This window comes from Paenibacillus sp. ISL-20, assembly GCF_018613005.1.
Lineage (GTDB): Bacteria > Bacillota > Bacilli > Paenibacillales > Paenibacillaceae > Paenibacillus_AQ.
The window spans coordinates 23,933-39,647 of record NZ_JAGGRD010000052.1 but is presented as its reverse complement, the minus strand read 5'-3'; the positions used below and the strand labels follow the sequence as shown (position 1 = coordinate 39,647).

The window sequence follows — 15,715 nt, the reverse complement described above, 5'->3', positions numbered from 1 at the left end:
TTGTGGAGGGACTTTGGAAATAAAACACAAAAGTCGTTATAAGAATGAAAAGGTGTGGGGGGATCACCAGCCAGAGGCAGTTCTAGAAGCAGTTAGACAATATTTACTAGAGCATTTATATTGCAAATTACGTGGTAGAGAAGGTCATGAAGGAGTGTATTTGACGAGTAAAAGCTCAAAAACTGTCCAGTTGTTCCTGACCGCTATAAGACTATGATTCGATTGAAAATGTACTTTTACAATAATCCATTAATCGATCTGGAATACCACAGTCATACATATGATTATGCAGGAGTACGGAAGAATCGACCTAGAATGCCTCAATTAGCAGGTACTGAAGAACCAATATCCTTTCAAAGAGAAACTGATTCTTATTTCAAGATAATAAATGAAGAGTGGGTTCCTGAAATTATTGGGGATTGGGATTTACCTTCTCGAATTTATCAAGCCGGTGAATTAAGAGGTTGGAACTTGCGAGATGAAGTTATAACTAGATTTATGTTTGAAACTGGTGCTAGAATTTCAGAAATTTTGGAGCTTACGATTGGAGATTATAGGAAACGTTCAGATATCCATGAACTGGCTGCAACTAATAAAGGCAGTTTCATACAAAGAATTAAATTCATAGGAATTTCTCCCGAAACATTGAAGTTACTAGGTCCTGTATGCAAACTGTGACCTATAATTTGGGTAATGAATAAGTATGATGAGACGATATGAAATACGTGACGACCGATGGGAAAAGATTAAGGACCTACTGCCACCGGAACGAAAACCACAAGGAGGGAGACCCCCGAAAGACCATCGTCATATGCTGAATGCTCTGTTATGGATTGCACGGACCGGTGCCCCTTGGCGGGATTTACCGGAATACTACGGCTCTTGGTCCAGCGTTTACAGCCGATTTCGCCGCTGGCAAATCGCCGGCATTTGGGACAAAATCTTAGAGCATGTCTCCATTGAACCTGATTGGGAAAGCGTCATGATTGACGCGACAATCGTCCGTGTCCACCAACATGGATCGGGAGCAAAAGGGGGGGCCTCAAGCAAGCAATAGGGCGTTCTCGTGGCGGACTAACCACCAAAATTCACGCCGTGGTTGATGCTCTAGGTAATCCCCTGCGCTTTAAGCTGACAGGAGGTCAATGCCACGATTCGGTAACCGGCTACGAAATGTTAAAACAGATGGATCTAACTAGGTTTGCATACTCGCCCTAAGTTATCAAGAATTCTTGATAAAGTTAATCATGCTTAATTTCTTCGTTATTCCTTCCCGTATTTTCTTTAAAGAATACTTCCTGGATATTATAGAAATGGATGTTGCTTAACTGCTCTACAATAGCTTTATGTTTCAAATTATTTGATTCTCTTATCCACAAGCAAATGATACCTACTAATCCAGATACTATATATTCTAAACCCACTTTCATATCTTTTTCTTGGTATTGATCTCTGAGAGCATTGACAATATAATTTTTTAATACTTCTTTTAAATAAAACGTGAAACTAGGCTGACTGTTCAAATCCAGCATAACCTTGAAAAAATCAAGATCAGATTCAACATTTTGGAATATATTATCTAATATAGATGTTAACATTTCTTTATTGATTGTATAAATATCCAGCGTATTTAAGCTTAAACATACATTCAAATTCTCCATACTATCCCTACATAATTTTTCCATTAAATCGTGCTTATCCTCATAATGCAAATAAAATGTGTTCCGATTAATCATCGCTTCATCAGCTATATCTTGAACAGTTATTCTTTCATAACCTTTCTTTGGAACTAGAGTAATAAAGGCACTTTTAATAGACTTTTTTGTTTTCAGAACTCGCAAATCTACTTTATCTTTTCCCATTTTTCAAACTCTCCTTCACAGTGATAATAATCATTTCAACTTCAACTGATGATTAATGACCATTTGGTTAAATATTAACCATTGTGTCGTTTATAATTACATTTTACAATAACATTTGTCAAAGGGAATAGTTATTGGCACACAATATTTTAATTTTAAAAGGAGATATATTTATGAAAACTTTAGTTATTATTGGTGCGGGTAAAGGACTAGGATTGTCTATTGCAAAACGTTTCGGTAAGGAAGATTTTCAGGTTGCATTAGTTGCACGTAATGCAGAAAAGCTTCAAGAGATGGTAACCGAACTAAAAGCGGATGGTATAGAATCTTCTTACTTCACTGCCGATGTTTATAGAGAAGAACAAATTGAGCAAGCTATTAATGAGATTAAAGAGAAATATGGTCAGATTGATGTTCTAGAATTTAGCCCCAATGCAGGGAATTTTCCACCGACTTCTGTATTAGAATTGACGACTCAAAATGCAAAAGATCAGTTTGACGGAGTTGTTGCCAGCGCCATTCATGTGGTAAATAAAGTATTGCCAGATATGCTAAATAAAAATGAAGGAGCATTATTGTTTACGACAGGTATGTCTGCAATGTATCCGTTGCCAATAATGGGGAATGTCGGGATCGCGATGTCGGGTCTACGCAATTATATAACCAACCTGCATGCTGAGCTTTCATCGAAGGGGATCTATATTGCTCACCGTTCTATAGGTGTATTAATTAAATCAGCTGGGTCGGGTACGGTCAATGATCCTGATGTCATTGCAGATATGTGGTATCATACTTATGTTGAAAAACAAGTATGGGAACAGGAGTTTCCTAAAGGAATTACCCCTTCAATAACCATGAAAGATGAAGATTTTACTCAAAATCATCTCGCTAATTTTTATACGCATAAAAAGTGATAGCGACATCCCTAAAGCTTAATTAAAAGCGATCGAAATCCAATGATGCGATTCATAAAATTGCGGGCGGGAAAGTAAACTATCAATCTGGCATGGAAACATCTTATTAGAGGTTTAAGCAGGGGCTTTCGTTTTGCCTCTTGTATTAGGAACTTGGCAGATACACAGTTATACACCATCGATAATTGCATTACGGATATGAAAATCATGTTGATGTTAAGGTTAGCCCATAAATATGTTGAAAATTAGCGAACCATTGATCTTCCGCAAACGGGCGCGATTGTGGAAGAGAATCATAGGTAGATAATGATCAAACTTATTAAAGTCAGTAAAGCTATTATTCAATCAACTATTACGAAATCCCTCCTGAATCTTTTACATCTCAGGAGGGATTTTCATAATAAACCTTTTCGGGGAGATATGCAAAAATCAGGAGCATCCAGAGAATTCGATTCGAGTCGTATTTCAGGGAGAGTAGATTAAACTAACGGGAAACGATAGTTCAAACAATAGGAAAAGGCAGTAAAACGAAAGAATAGTATTGTATTCCGCCTCCTTACTTAGTATTGAAGCGAATATTTTAATTCATAAGGATTGTGATACTATGGTGATTTCACCATCTTAGAAAACGAAATTGGTTATAGTTGAAGGTATACCTGGGTCTGAAAAAGCCACTTTATCTAGATATACACATGACATCTTAAACATACATAAAATGGAGTCGGAATTATTTTTAGAAGGGAACTTACTACATCCCGCTGATTTTGAATCGGTTGCATGTATGCCAAACCAAGAACTCGACAAGCTTCGATCTATCTATTTCGATGTGTTTCATTACGTTGACCCGTTTGTATCCATGTACGGTAACGACTCTTTAATCGCATATGAACTTGCGAATCAATCAGCTCAAAATGGAATTCCTTCTAGTTTGTATGAGGAAATCCGACGTTATGAGATCTACGATGGAGTATCCGTAGAAAAGTATTGCGATTTGATGATTAAACGATGGAAGTCGTTTGTAAAAGTTCAACGAGAAAAAGAAAATATGATGATATCTGCTTATTCTACAAGCCCTTATTTTTATTGTCCAACTAAGTGTAGCCGATCCAGTATCAAGCAGTCGTTTTGAAAGAGACGAAGACTCAACCTCTTTTTTGTATGCAATTAGCACATCTGTGCTTAATCTATTACATACATGATTTTTAGAAGTCGTGATTGACCTGCAGCCGGGAGAGCCAGAATATGAAAAGCTGTAGCAGTCGATCACAACTTTCAAAACCCGATACAATCTAAAAAAATACCTTCATTCAGAACTGAAGGTATGCTAAGGTCAACATATACGAAAGTACAGGTAAGCACAAATCCGAAATCATAGTAATTTAACACTGGAGGAACGCTCTAGGGTTTATTAGATATTAATTAACTTCTCCATGATTTTAACATCCACATATTTTCCATCCAAGATCCCTTGCTTTTGAAATACCCCCACATCACGGTATCCGAGTTTATGATATAGGCCCTGTCCGTTTTGATTAAACGGAAAGGTGAACAACACAATTTTGTAAAAGTCTTTTTCCTTAGCGATCTCCTCTAGACTCTCAAGAAGAATGCTTCCAAATCCTTTACCCCTAAAAGCTCGATCGATGTATATGGATAGGTCGGCAACACCGTCATAAGCACATCGCTGCGAGTAAGGGTTGAGGGAAGCCCATCCGATTACTTCATTATCATACTCAGCTACAATAACAGCGTAACGATCCTGATGTTGTTGGAACCAGTTATTCATATATACAATATCTTTTTGATCAACTTCTAGTGTAGCTATACGATCCTCGATTCCTTGATTATAAATGTTCAATATTCGTTCCGCATCATCAGTGACTGCTGCTCTAATCGAAGTGGTTTTCATAATCAGTTCCTCCTATGTAGGAAATTTAAGCTTAATAGCAGGAAACACAGCAGGTATTCATTCGCGGTTGACTTGAAAATGAGAATGAAATACGAGATTTTTTTCTATTGAGTTCTTTATTGGTTAACTCTCGACTTTTTGAATGTGAAGGTCACTTTTCATTAAATACTCTGCAACGTAAGAACGGAGCAGCATCGTAATTCATCTCCTATAAATCAAATGTATTATTCAGATAATGAGCTGCAGCATTTATTAGATTTCGCCATCGCTTCGTTAAAAATTTTAACGGAGTGAAGCACTGTTTCTTTTTCGAACTCGGTCATATACGAAAATACTTCGTTAAGATAGTCATTCATTTGTTGATCAATGGTAGTCGCTATAAACTTTCCTTCCGTCGTAAGAGCCAGTGTATAAACTCTTCGGTCTTGTGGATCTTGAGTTTTTTTCACTAAATTCAGTTTGATTAAGGATTGGACCTGTCTGCTAAACGTTGTAGTATCAGTTCCCAAAGTTTCAGCGATTTGTTGCATCGAAGGGTTGTGCTGTCGGTCAATCTCATACAAGATGTGGCTTTGTACTAACGAGACATCATTTCCTCCGACACTGCAGCAGGTTTTATTTAGAAGACCAAACCTTCGGGTCATGATCTGAAATAACTCACGAGCATTTTCCATTTTCGAATCACCTCTAGTCATAGTTATACGGCATATATTTGCAAAATGCAAGTAATAAAATTCTATGGCTTATGATCAATTCTTTTGTAGATTGAAGTTTGATTTTGAATATACTCCTATATAAATCAAAAAAAATTGATGCTTGACGTGTTCATTGCGACTTGCTACAATGACCACATCAAAATAATTTGATAGAAAGATGAGGTGACAACATGAAGGTCTCCCTTATACAAGAAGACGTTTTGAGCCTATATGAACAAAAGTTCAAAGCCCTATCTGATAAAAATCGGCTGAGAATCATTTATGAATTAAATCAACGAGGTAAAGTATGTGTATGCGACCTAACCGACATGCTGGAACTGCCTCAATCAAAACTGTCTTACCATCTAAAAATGTTGCTAGATGCAAATATTATATTGATGGAACGCATCGGAAAATGGAACTACTATGAATTAAACGATGAAGAAATCAAAGGACTATTATCAGAAAAGTTATGCTGTGTTTTCTATCCTAATACAAAAACATAATTTTTTTAACTTATACATCAAAAAAAGTTGATGAATTAATTAAAAACATAAGGAGGATTTCTATATGAAAAACATTGAATTTAAGGTAGCCTCATCTTCTTGTTGTACTCCCCAAGTACCGTCAAACACTAAAGAAGCTGTAAAGGAGGAGCATGCGTCCTATAACAATAACCTGCCGGTCGCGATTATCGGTGCCGGCCCGATTGGTTTGGCAGCAGCGGCTCACTTGGTGGAGAGAGGACAAAAATTCATCCTTTTTGAAGCCGGATCTAGCATTGGTCAGAACATTCTACAATGGGGACATGTACGCCTTTTTTCACCATGGCAGTATAACATCGATAAAGCTGCAGAGCGCCTTTTGCGTAAACAAGGTTGGCAGTCTCCAGCATTAACGGAATTACCTTTCGGTCAAGAGATCGTTCATCAATATTTGAGACCTTTGGCGAAGCTGCCTGAACTGGAGCCCTATATCAAGTTAAATTCCAGAGTCATCTCCATATCGAAAAAGAATACAGATAAAATGAAATCGGCTAAGCGTGAAGCTGCGCCATTCGTACTTTATGTTGAAACAGATGAATCCACGGAACGTTTTGAAGCAAGGGCAGTCATTGATGCGTCCGGAACTTGGGGACAGTCGAATCCTCTGCATGCAGACGGGGTTTGGACACGTGAAGAACGTGATCTGAAAGATCACATTTATTATGGAATTCCGGATCTATCGGCAGAACAAAGGCAGAAGTACACAGGGAAACGTGTAGCAGTTGTAGGAGGCGGGCATTCGGCGATCAACACACTGCTGGATCTAGCCAAGCTCAAAGAAACGGATCCGAATACGGAAATTATTTGGGTGATGAGAAAGAAATCGGTGGAAGAAGCTTACGGCGGAGAAGAGAATGACCAGTTAGAGGCTCGAGGAGCACTTGGAAGCCACATTCACCAGTTGATTGATGCCGGCCAAGTCCAAGTAGTTACTCCATTGATGATCGAGAGGGTTTCCAAACACGATGGAAAGATTCACATCCAAGGGACTACAAATGGTGAAAGCAAGGAGATACAAGAAATCGATGAGATTATCGTTAATACAGGAAGCCGTCCGGATTTCTCATTCTTGAGTGAGATTAGACTTAGCATTGATCCTGCAACGGAGAGTGTTGAAGCACTTGCACCCCTTATCGATCCCAATGTACACAGCTGCGGAACCGTAAGACCTCATGGTGAAAAAGAGCTGCGTCATGTAGACAAGAACTTTTATCTCGTTGGAATGAAGAGTTATGGCAGGGCACCAACCTTTCTTATGGCAACGGGCTACGAACAGGTCAGATCCATTGCAGCATACCTGGATGGCGATCTGGAAGCTGCATCGAAGGTTGAATTAGAGCTACCAGAGACCGGCGTATGTGGTATTAGCAGTGCGGCGAATGCCAACGATTGTTGCATGCCAGTTTCATCTGCTAAAACGAGAAGCAATTAAAAATTAGAGAAGGGGAGAATCGGAAGACAAGATTCTCCTAGTCAACCAATCGAAGGAGTGAAGAGTGATGTACAAATCAATCATTATAGGAACGGGTCCAGCAGGTTTAACGGCTGCCATTTATTTAGCTAGAGCTAATTTGAATCCGCTTGTTATTGAAGGACCACAACCAGGAGGCCAATTGACATTAACTACAGAAGTTGAGAATTTCCCTGGATTTGTTGATGGAATCATGGGACCTGAGCTCATGGATAATATGAGAAAACAAGCGATTCGATTCGGTGCTGAGTTTATGAATGGTTGGGTGCAAGAAGTGGATTTCTCTTCACGTCCGTTTCGAGTGTCCGTTGAGGGGCTGGGTCAATTGCAAGCTGAAACGATCATTCTCTCCACGGGTGCATCGGCGAATTTACTTGGCGGTATACCAGGGGAGAAGGAGAATATTGGCCGCGGCGTTAGCACATGCGCGACATGTGATGGTTTCTTTTTCCGAAATAAAGAAGTGCTTGTCGTGGGTGGCGGAGATTCTGCCATGGAAGAAGCAAATTTCCTTACGAAGTTCGCTTCCAAGGTAACGATTGTTCATCGTCGTGATGAACTGCGTGCTTCGAAGATTATGCAGGAACGTGCAAGACAAAATCCTAAAATAAGCTGGGCTCTTAGCAAAGAATCCACTGAAATTATCGCAGATGATCGCGGAGTTACAGGACTGCGCGTCAAGGATATAAAAACCGGAAATGAAGAAATCATCGAGACCAACGGAATTTTTATTGCGACGGGTCATACGCCCAATACGGCATTTTTGAAGGGACAGATTGATACCGATCCAGTTGGATATATTCGTGTGAAACCTGGAACAACCGAAACGAATATTCCTGGGGTTTTTGCTTGTGGAGACGTACAAGATCCGAAGTACCGTCAGGCGATTACAGCAGCAGGTACAGGATGTATGGCTGCTCTAGACAGCGAACGATTTTTAGAAGCAGAATCTGCATTTTTAAAATCAGTCACAGATTTGGCTAAAGTATAAGCGTATGCTTATGTATGAATTAGATTTTAATATAAAAGACAACAAAGCTAATTCGAACAGAAAACGATACGACACAACTTGATTCAGTAACAGGCGTTTTCTGCCCCGACCCTTGTGGTCGGGTTTTACCTTAACATGAGAGCGAGAAGGAGCAACTAGATCATGAAGGGCACGAATGATTTAACCCAAGGTCCTATTATGTCTACTTTAATGAAATTGACGATTCCCATCATTGCAACCAATTTTATATCTACAACCTACGGACTTGTGGATATGGTTTGGGTTGGAGGGCTAGGAAGTGGTCCGGTTGCTGCAATTGGCACAGCAAGCTTCTTCATTAATTTAGCGATTGCTTTATCGACCATAATAACGATTGGTACTGGCATCAAGGTCTCACATTGTATGGGGGCCGGTCAGGGAGAACAAGCCAAGTCTTATGTGAAGAACGGATTTATCATGTCTATTGTATTAGGGCTGCTCTACATGGTTTTTATCATATTGACCCATGACCAGCTTATCGGTTTCTTCGATCTGGGAAGTGAAAAAGTTGAGCAGATGGCGAAGCAATTTCTATTGATTTCGATAGTAGGTACTATATTTTCAATTTTGAACACCTTATATGCAACCGTTTTGAATGCAATGGGAAACAGTAAACAACCCTTTTATATTTTTTCAATGGGTCTCATTTTGAATATTATTCTTGATCCATTTTTAATATATGGAGTTGGCAGTTTTGAAGGTTTAGGAGTTGCAGGGGCCGCTATTGCGACACTAACGGCTAATGTATTAGTGACTTTGCTGTTTATCATTAAAACGAAAAACTTAGAAATGATCTCTAAGCAATCGGTATGGAACAGCAGTCTCATGAAAGAAGTTATCCGATTGGGAGTTCCGATCACGATTCAACGGGTCACCTTTACGATCATTTCGATCATTATTGCTAAAATTATTGTAAGGTGGGGGGCTGATGCCATTGCGGTTCAAAAGGTTGGCATTCAAATTGAATCGATCTCCTATATGACGATCGGTGGTCTACAAGGGGCTATCGCGGCCTTTTTTGGACAAAATTACGGAGCACGTCGATTGGATCGAATTCGGCAGGGTTATCGAAAAGCGTTGCTGTTGACCTCCATATTTGGCATTTTCATTTCGCTTGTATTCATTTTATTTCCTCAGCAGCTCTTTTCGCTGTTTCTTTCTGATGATACGAGTATAAAGCTCGGAACGGACTATATGCGAATTATCGGCTTCTCCCAATTGTTCATGTGTATGGAACTGATGACTGTAGGTGCGTTTAACGGTATTGGTAAAACACATATTCCGCCGATCTTCAGTATTTTATTTACGGCGCTAAGAATACCCTTGGCGTTGCTCTTATCTGAACCGTTTGGTTTAAATGGAGTATGGATGTCGATTGCGCTAAGTAGTGTTTTTAAGGGGATCATTTTGGTCATCTGGTTTAGAAAGTCTTTGCGCAGTATTCATAAATCACTTGCAATTTCATAATGAACAAGGACAAAGGACGGTCATAAACATGAATTTGTTGAATCGTGAACTTATACAGGTTGTAATAGACCATGCACTTCAAAATGATCTACTTCGAGGTCATTTCGGTTTAGAAAAAGAAAATGTACGGGTCGATCAGGATGGAAAGCTTGCACTGACACCCCACCCGAAGGCTTTTGGAAGCAAGACGGAAAACCCCTACATTCAAACAGATTTCTCAGAAAGTCAAATCGAGATGATAACTCCCGCCTTTGAGTCGATTGAAGAGACTTATCATTTCATGGAAGCCTTGCAAGACATTGTTTCTGTCGAATTGGAAGGAGAGTATTTATGGCCAAGCAGCAATCCTCCCATGCTTCCCGAAGAGAAAGAAATTCCTATTGCTAAAATGAGCGATCCCATTGCGGACGACTATCGAAGTGAATTGGCGGATAAGTATGGTCGTAAAAGACAATTGTTAAGCGGAATCCACTATAATTTCTCGTTTGATGAGAAATTTCTTGCAAAGCTATATGAGACCGATGGGCAGCACAAAGACTTTAAGGAGTTCAAAGATGCGATTTACTTTAAAGTAGCCCGAAACTTGATGAGGTACCGTTGGTTGCTCATCTATCTAACAGGGGCAAGTCCTGTTTTTGATAATACTTATATTGAGCAATGTGTTAACTTGGCGGATTCGCACGACAATAAAAGTTATTATTTTCCGATTATGAACTCACTGCGGAACAGTATGTGTGGCTATCGGAATGAAAAGTCGTATTATGTTTCTTTTAATTCGGCCAAAGAGTATGTTCATGACTTAAACAGGCTGATTCAACAGAATGAATTACTGAGCGTAAAGGAATTTTACAGCCCCGTTCGCTTAAAAACCGCTAAGGGGATCAATCCGTGCCAAGAGCTTGTGGAAGATGGAGTAGCATACTTAGAGCTTCGGTTTATGGATATTAATCCACTTCATAAGATTGGAATAAGTAAAGAAATGATGCACTTTATACATTTGTTTATTCTCTTTATGCTGCTTAAAGTAGATGAATCCTTCCATGAGGAAGACCAAAGGATAGCTGATGTAAACCAAGATCAGGTGATTATGGAGGGTATAAAAGGCTATTTAAACGAGCCTGAATATAGTCAGTTCACGATGGAGGAAATGGCACTCGCTGTTATCGATGAGATGAAGGATATGGTGCAGCTCTTGTTTCCTAAGAATGAGAATTATCAGCACATTCTGGACAGTGAAAAGCAAAAGATTCTTCATACTGAGCTGAATGTTGCATCTAGGGTGAAGTCTGAGATTCAAAAATCATCCTATCTGACATACCATTTGGAAAAAGCGAAAACATACGCTCAGGACAGTATTCAAAATGGATACCGTTTTGCAGGGTATGAGGATCTCGAATTATCAACCCAACTTCTCTTAAAGGCAGCGGTGAAACGAGGCATACGCTTTAAGTGGATGGATCGGGATGAGAATTTTGTATTACTTTCAAAAGGTACTCATAAAGAGTATGTGAAGCAAGCTACGAAAACTTCCTTGGACTCCTATAGTACGGTGTTAATTATGGAAAATAAGGTGGTTACGAAAGAAGTTCTCAAACAACATGGAATTCGTGTACCGTCAGGGGAAGCATTTCAGAGCTTGGATGAAGCAATGTCCACCTATGAAACCTATCGCGGTACTCCCATTGTGATAAAGCCCAAATCAACCAATTTTGGGTTAGGCATTACGATCTTCAATCAAGATTATTCGAGAGAGGATATGAAAAAAGCGTTTGAAATAGCCTTTACTAACGATCAAACAGTGCTTCTTGAGGAATTTATGACAGGAAAGGAATATCGCTTTCTGGTCATGGGGGATCAGGTTGTAGGGGTACTGCATCGTGTCCCTGCAAATGTCGTTGGTGACGGTATCCACACGATCGAACAGCTTGTTCATGAGAAGAATAAAGACCCACTTCGAGGTAAAGGGTATAAGACTCCCCTTGAGAAAATTCAGTTAGGGGAAGCAGAAGAGATGTTTTTACAGAATCATGCTATGGGTTGGAACGATATACCCCAATTAGGGGAAGTTATCTATCTGAGAGAAAATTCAAATATTAGTACGGGAGGAGACAGTATCGATTTTACGGATGAAATGCCAAACAGCTATAAGGAACTTGCCATTCAATCAGCTAAAGCTGCAGGAGCGACCCTATGTGGTGTGGATATGATGATTGATTCTTTAGAGGAAGAAGCAACCGATACCAATTACAGCATCATAGAAATCAACTTCAATCCAGCGATTCATATCCACTGCTACCCTTATATCGGAAAGAACAGAAAGGCAAATGAAAAGATTCTGGATTTATTGTTTGGTTAGTTCGATTACGGCGATGTAAGTTGATTCCATCGGGGAACATGTCGTAGAAAACCAGGATGCTTAGACAAATGAATGAACGAATTGTGATTGACACAAGGTGATGATGAAAGAAGGGCAGGGAGACCTGCCCCCCAAGAGGGGGCGGGAATTCGGATATATAATTTGCTGTTATTAGCGATAATGTGAAAAGATTTTATTACCGCATTCGTGGAAAACCTACTTGCGGTAAGAGCCGAAGTATTGTTCAAGGCATCACAACTACAGGGAGGATGTCGCTTGTGTTGCTTAATGAGAAATTTTAGGGAGTAGCGTCTACACACTTGAAATCAAGCACTCTTTCGTTTAAGATATAAGCATTAAATTATATGGTTATGATGTTATCTTACAAGAAAGGGGTGAATATTATTGGAGCAAATGAGCGAAATTGCCGAGAAGCTAAAACTGCTTGGAGATAAAACAAGGCTTACGATGTTAACGCTTCTTAAGCAAAAAGAATGGTGTGTTTGCGAATTTGTAGATATTTTCGACATGTCTCAGCCAGCGATTAGCCAGCACTTAAGAAAGCTTAAGTCTCAGGGGATTGTAAATGAAGCCCGTCGTGGCCAATGGGTTTATTATTCCTTGAATGTTGATGACAAGCCATATATCCAAGCCGTGCTAAATGAGATGCCAAGTGCTCAAGAAGTCCTGTCATCCATGAATAAGGAAGTTAACTGTGCCTGTGATTAACAGAAATATTTAGCATATGGTTGAGTGACGCTAAATATGATCTCTGTTTATTATATAAGGATATAGTTATATATTGATTATTACTGTATTTAAGTCATCGCATAATTGGAGGTTTGAACATTGGTTTCTGTTGTCCTGGCTAGCATCATTTTTCTTGTTACCTTAGTTTTTGTCATTTGGCAGCCTAAAAATCTATCCATTGGATGGTCTGCCTGTGGTGGTGCTGTACTGGCACTGCTCGTGGGAGTCGTTGACTTTCAGGATGTATGGGATGTCACCCAGATCGTATGGAATGCAACGCTCGCCTTTGTCGCGATCATTATCATTTCATTGATCTTGGATAAAATCGGTTTATTCGAGTGGGCCGCCTTACATATGGCGAATGCTGCTCGAGGAAACGGTATCCGGATGTTTGTCTTTGTATCCGTTCTTGGAGCTGTTGTCGCTGCTTTTTTCGCAAACGATGGTGCGGCTCTAATCTTAACTCCGATTGTGCTTGCCATGGTACGAGCGCTGAATTTTGATGAGAAGAAGGTATTTCCTTTTATCATCGCAAGCGGTTTTATTGCGGACACAACTTCGCTGCCACTTGTAGTCAGCAACCTGGTGAATATCGTATCGGCCGATTTCTTCGGAATTACGTTTATCGAATACGCCAGTCGTATGTTGGTTCCCAATCTGTTCTCATTAGTAGCTAGTATCCTTGTGCTTTATTTGTTTTTCCGCAAGAGCATCCCGCGAAAGTTCGATGGGACGCAGCTTAAACAACCCTCAACGGCAATTCAAGATCCTAAGATGTTCCGTTTATCATGGATCGTATTGAGCGTGCTGTTGATCGGTTACTTTGTGTGTGAATTTGTGGGTATCCCCGTATCGATCATAGCTGGTGTTATCGCGATATTCTTCCTGCTGATGGCGAGAAAAAGTCCAGCTGTTCAAACCAAAGCAGTACTCAAAGGGGCTCCGTGGGCCATCGTATTTTTCTCGATCGGTATGTATGTTGTGGTCTATGGCTTACGTAACGCCGGTCTTACAGATCTTCTGGCAAGTGTCATACAGAGCGTAGCGGATCAAGGACTTTTTGCTGCAACCATGGGGATGGGCTTCATTGCAGCGATTATTTCTTCCATCATGAACAACATGCCGACCGTCATGATCGATGCACTCGCTATCGATGCCACAAACACGTCGGCTGCCATTAAAGAGGCCTTAATTTATGCGAATGTGATTGGTTCCGATTTAGGTCCCAAAATTACACCGATTGGTTCACTAGCCACCTTGCTTTGGCTGCATGTCCTTTCGACCAAAGGCGTGAAGATCAGCTGGGGGACCTACTTTAAGACAGGGATTATATTGACCATCCCAACGTTATTTATAACCCTTTTAGGATTATATATCTGGCTGACCATACTTTAATTCAAGTGATGAGGGAGAGAAACGATGATGGAAAAAAAGACACTGTACTTCTTGTGCACAGGCAACTCTTGCCGCAGCCAAATGGCTGAAGGATGGGCCAAGAAACATCTGAGTGATGATTGGAATGTCTACAGCGCCGGCATCGAAGCTCATGGCCTAAACCCGAATGCGGTCAAAGCAATGAACGAGGTGGGAATCGATATTTCGAACCAAACTTCGGATATCATTGATCCGGAGTTGTTAAATCAATCCGACCTGGTAGTCACCCTGTGCGGTGATGCTGCCGATCGTTGTCCGATGACACCTCCTCATGTTCGCCGTGAGCATTGGGGATTTGACGATCCTGCTAAGGCTCAGGGTACCGACGAAGAAAAATGGGCTGTTTTTCAGCGTGTTCGCGATCAAATCGGCGAGCGTATTCAAAAGTTCGCTGAAACCGGCGAGTAAAAATAATAGGATGTAGGAGCCGGGAACTTTTCTCGGCTTCCTTTATTTCAGGAGGGAAACGACATGATATCCATTGAAATTTATGATCCGGCCATGTGCTGTTCTACAGGAGTAGTTACTAAATTATTTTTCGGTGGTAAAATCGCACATATATTGTACTCATTCAAATGAAATATCGCCACTTCAGGCGCCACTTCACCAGTTGCTGCTTAAGATAATGATTAGCCGGATGCCCATGAAGAGGAAACTATTTAATTGGTAAATGCAACGCAAGAGGATAAGGGAAAAATCAGTCGGTTTACCCACACATCATGGATTCTTAACTTAAAACAAGCATACTTCTCACAAGGTGGTCGGGATTAACCTGTTTACTTTTGTATAGGCAGGATATGTTGATATCCCTATCGAATAATTTCCTTAAAGCAGAATTCTCTCACAATTCAACAAAAGAATGGATCACACAATGTTCTTACAAGACTGACCCATCAACTAATGATAAAATTAGCTTTAATAGAATAAATTTACATTGATACATAAGGGGGATTTTTGTGGTTAAGAAATTATTTTTCACTTTACTAATCGAGCAATAACGGTCACAGGAGAAGAGCTGACTTTTACAGAAAAGGATATGAGCTGCTTGAGTACCTGCTCATGAATAAAGAGCAGATCGTGACGAAGGAGCAAATCTATAACCGAATTTGGGGACTCGATTCGGAAGCGGGAATTGGCATCGCGGAGCTCTATGTCCATTATCTTCGGAGGAAGCTGTCTCCATGGCATGCAGATCAATATATCCAAAACGTAAGAGGTTTGGGCTACATACTCAGAATAAACGAGTAGTTTTTCAAAGGGAAATCAAAGGTCCATCTTATAT

15 protein-coding genes and 2 pseudogenes are annotated in these 15,715 nt (G+C 40.2%); 14 read left to right on the top strand and 3 right to left on the bottom strand.

The window, feature by feature from the left end:
• From J7E85_RS34315 to J7E85_RS26415, 3 genes and pseudogenes are all read left to right on the top strand, one after another.
• Nucleotides 1–217: pseudogene (locus tag J7E85_RS34315) on the top strand (tyrosine-type recombinase/integrase); the annotation flags it as partial.
• Nucleotides 218–315: 98 nt separating this feature from the next.
• A complete protein-coding gene (locus J7E85_RS34310) occupies nt 316–678 on the top strand; it encodes a site-specific integrase (protein ID WP_251036062.1) in 363 nt (120 codons plus the stop codon).
• 25 nt (nt 679–703) lie between these two features.
• Nucleotides 704–1,057: an IS5 family transposase gene (locus J7E85_RS26415; RefSeq protein ID WP_215162952.1), complete on the top strand. Its 354-nt coding sequence runs from the start codon at nt 704–706 to the stop codon at nt 1,055–1,057.
• A gap of 184 nt (nt 1,058–1,241) precedes the next feature.
• Here the strand turns inward: J7E85_RS26415 and J7E85_RS26410 are convergent, their stop codons facing one another.
• Nucleotides 1,242–1,862: a TetR/AcrR family transcriptional regulator gene (locus J7E85_RS26410; RefSeq protein ID WP_215162951.1), complete on the bottom strand. Its 621-nt coding sequence runs from the start codon at nt 1,860–1,862 to the stop codon at nt 1,242–1,244.
• 173 nt (nt 1,863–2,035) lie between these two features.
• Between J7E85_RS26410 and J7E85_RS26405 the strand changes: the two genes are divergently transcribed.
• Together J7E85_RS26405 and J7E85_RS26400 are read left to right on the top strand one after the other, a co-directional pair.
• A complete protein-coding gene (locus J7E85_RS26405; RefSeq protein ID WP_215162950.1) occupies nt 2,036–2,776 on the top strand; it encodes an SDR family NAD(P)-dependent oxidoreductase in 741 nt (246 codons plus the stop codon).
• A 634-nt stretch (nt 2,777–3,410) separates the two neighbouring features.
• Nucleotides 3,411–3,905 carry a P-loop NTPase family protein gene (locus tag J7E85_RS26400; protein WP_251036061.1) on the top strand — a complete coding sequence of 165 codons (495 nt, stop codon included), beginning with the start codon at nt 3,411–3,413 and terminating at the stop codon, nt 3,903–3,905.
• A 279-nt stretch (nt 3,906–4,184) separates the two neighbouring features.
• Here the strand turns inward: J7E85_RS26400 and J7E85_RS26395 are convergent, their stop codons facing one another.
• Together J7E85_RS26395 and J7E85_RS26390 are read right to left on the bottom strand one after the other, a co-directional pair.
• On the bottom strand, nt 4,185–4,685 hold the full coding sequence (locus J7E85_RS26395) for an arsinothricin resistance N-acetyltransferase ArsN1 family A (protein ID WP_215162949.1): 501 nt from the start codon (nt 4,683–4,685) through the stop codon (nt 4,185–4,187).
• Nucleotides 4,686–4,909: 224 nt separating this feature from the next.
• Nucleotides 4,910–5,359 (bottom strand): MarR family winged helix-turn-helix transcriptional regulator, encoded by a 450-nt coding sequence (locus J7E85_RS26390; RefSeq protein WP_215162948.1) that lies wholly within the window; start codon nt 5,357–5,359, stop codon nt 4,910–4,912.
• A 212-nt stretch (nt 5,360–5,571) separates the two neighbouring features.
• On the opposite strand from J7E85_RS26390, the gene J7E85_RS26385 reads away from it, so the two are divergent.
• The 9 genes and pseudogenes from J7E85_RS26385 to J7E85_RS26340 form a co-directional block, all read left to right on the top strand.
• Nucleotides 5,572–5,886 (top strand): ArsR/SmtB family transcription factor, encoded by a 315-nt coding sequence (locus J7E85_RS26385; protein WP_215162947.1) that lies wholly within the window; start codon nt 5,572–5,574, stop codon nt 5,884–5,886.
• A gap of 64 nt (nt 5,887–5,950) precedes the next feature.
• Nucleotides 5,951–7,357 (top strand): NAD(P)-binding domain-containing protein, encoded by a 1,407-nt coding sequence (locus J7E85_RS26380; RefSeq protein WP_215162946.1) that lies wholly within the window; start codon nt 5,951–5,953, stop codon nt 7,355–7,357.
• Between the two features lie 67 nt (nt 7,358–7,424).
• The gene (gene trxB, locus J7E85_RS26375; protein WP_215162945.1) at nt 7,425–8,387 is read left to right on the top strand and encodes a thioredoxin-disulfide reductase; all 963 of its coding nucleotides are present in this window, start codon (nt 7,425–7,427) and stop codon (nt 8,385–8,387) included.
• 162 nt (nt 8,388–8,549) lie between these two features.
• A complete protein-coding gene (locus J7E85_RS26370; RefSeq protein ID WP_215162944.1) occupies nt 8,550–9,893 on the top strand; it encodes an MATE family efflux transporter in 1,344 nt (447 codons plus the stop codon).
• A gap of 28 nt (nt 9,894–9,921) precedes the next feature.
• The gene (gene gshAB / locus J7E85_RS26365; RefSeq protein ID WP_215162943.1) at nt 9,922–12,249 is read left to right on the top strand and encodes a bifunctional glutamate--cysteine ligase GshA/glutathione synthetase GshB; all 2,328 of its coding nucleotides are present in this window, start codon (nt 9,922–9,924) and stop codon (nt 12,247–12,249) included.
• Nucleotides 12,250–12,654: 405 nt separating this feature from the next.
• Complete coding sequence (locus J7E85_RS26360; protein ID WP_053493525.1) at nt 12,655–12,978, top strand: ArsR/SmtB family transcription factor; 324 nt, start codon at nt 12,655–12,657, stop codon at nt 12,976–12,978.
• Nucleotides 12,979–13,098: 120 nt separating this feature from the next.
• A complete protein-coding gene (locus tag J7E85_RS26355) occupies nt 13,099–14,394 on the top strand; it encodes an arsenic transporter (protein WP_215162942.1) in 1,296 nt (431 codons plus the stop codon).
• A gap of 27 nt (nt 14,395–14,421) precedes the next feature.
• Nucleotides 14,422–14,841 carry an arsenate reductase (thioredoxin) gene (gene arsC / locus J7E85_RS26350; RefSeq protein WP_215162941.1) on the top strand — a complete coding sequence of 140 codons (420 nt, stop codon included), beginning with the start codon at nt 14,422–14,424 and terminating at the stop codon, nt 14,839–14,841.
• 624 nt (nt 14,842–15,465) lie between these two features.
• Nucleotides 15,466–15,681 (top strand): annotated as a pseudogene (locus tag J7E85_RS26340) (winged helix-turn-helix domain-containing protein); the annotation flags it as partial.
• Between the last annotated feature and the right edge of the window lie 34 nt (nt 15,682–15,715).

Bases quoted from the DNA above. Each gene is read 5' to 3' on its own strand.
- J7E85_RS26405 (WP_215162950.1), top strand. From the start codon at position 2,036: ATGAAAACTTTAGTTATTATTGGTGCGGGTAAAGGACTAGGATTGTCT.
- J7E85_RS26370 (WP_215162944.1), top strand. From the start codon at position 8,550: ATGAAGGGCACGAATGATTTAACCCAAGGTCCTATTATGTCTACTTTA.
- gshAB (WP_215162943.1), top strand. From the start codon at position 9,922: ATGAATTTGTTGAATCGTGAACTTATACAGGTTGTAATAGACCATGCA.
- J7E85_RS26390 (WP_215162948.1), bottom strand. From the start codon at position 5,359: ATGGAAAATGCTCGTGAGTTATTTCAGATCATGACCCGAAGGTTTGGT.
- J7E85_RS26395 (WP_215162949.1), bottom strand. From the start codon at position 4,685: ATGAAAACCACTTCGATTAGAGCAGCAGTCACTGATGATGCGGAACGA.
- arsC (WP_215162941.1), top strand. From the start codon at position 14,422: ATGGAAAAAAAGACACTGTACTTCTTGTGCACAGGCAACTCTTGCCGC.
- trxB (WP_215162945.1), top strand. From the start codon at position 7,425: ATGTACAAATCAATCATTATAGGAACGGGTCCAGCAGGTTTAACGGCT.
- J7E85_RS26385 (WP_215162947.1), top strand. From the start codon at position 5,572: ATGAAGGTCTCCCTTATACAAGAAGACGTTTTGAGCCTATATGAACAA.
- J7E85_RS26410 (WP_215162951.1), bottom strand. From the start codon at position 1,862: ATGGGAAAAGATAAAGTAGATTTGCGAGTTCTGAAAACAAAAAAGTCT.
- J7E85_RS26380 (WP_215162946.1), top strand. From the start codon at position 5,951: ATGAAAAACATTGAATTTAAGGTAGCCTCATCTTCTTGTTGTACTCCC.
- J7E85_RS26415 (WP_215162952.1), top strand. From the start codon at position 704: ATGATGAGACGATATGAAATACGTGACGACCGATGGGAAAAGATTAAG.
- J7E85_RS34310 (WP_251036062.1), top strand. From the start codon at position 316: ATGCCTCAATTAGCAGGTACTGAAGAACCAATATCCTTTCAAAGAGAA.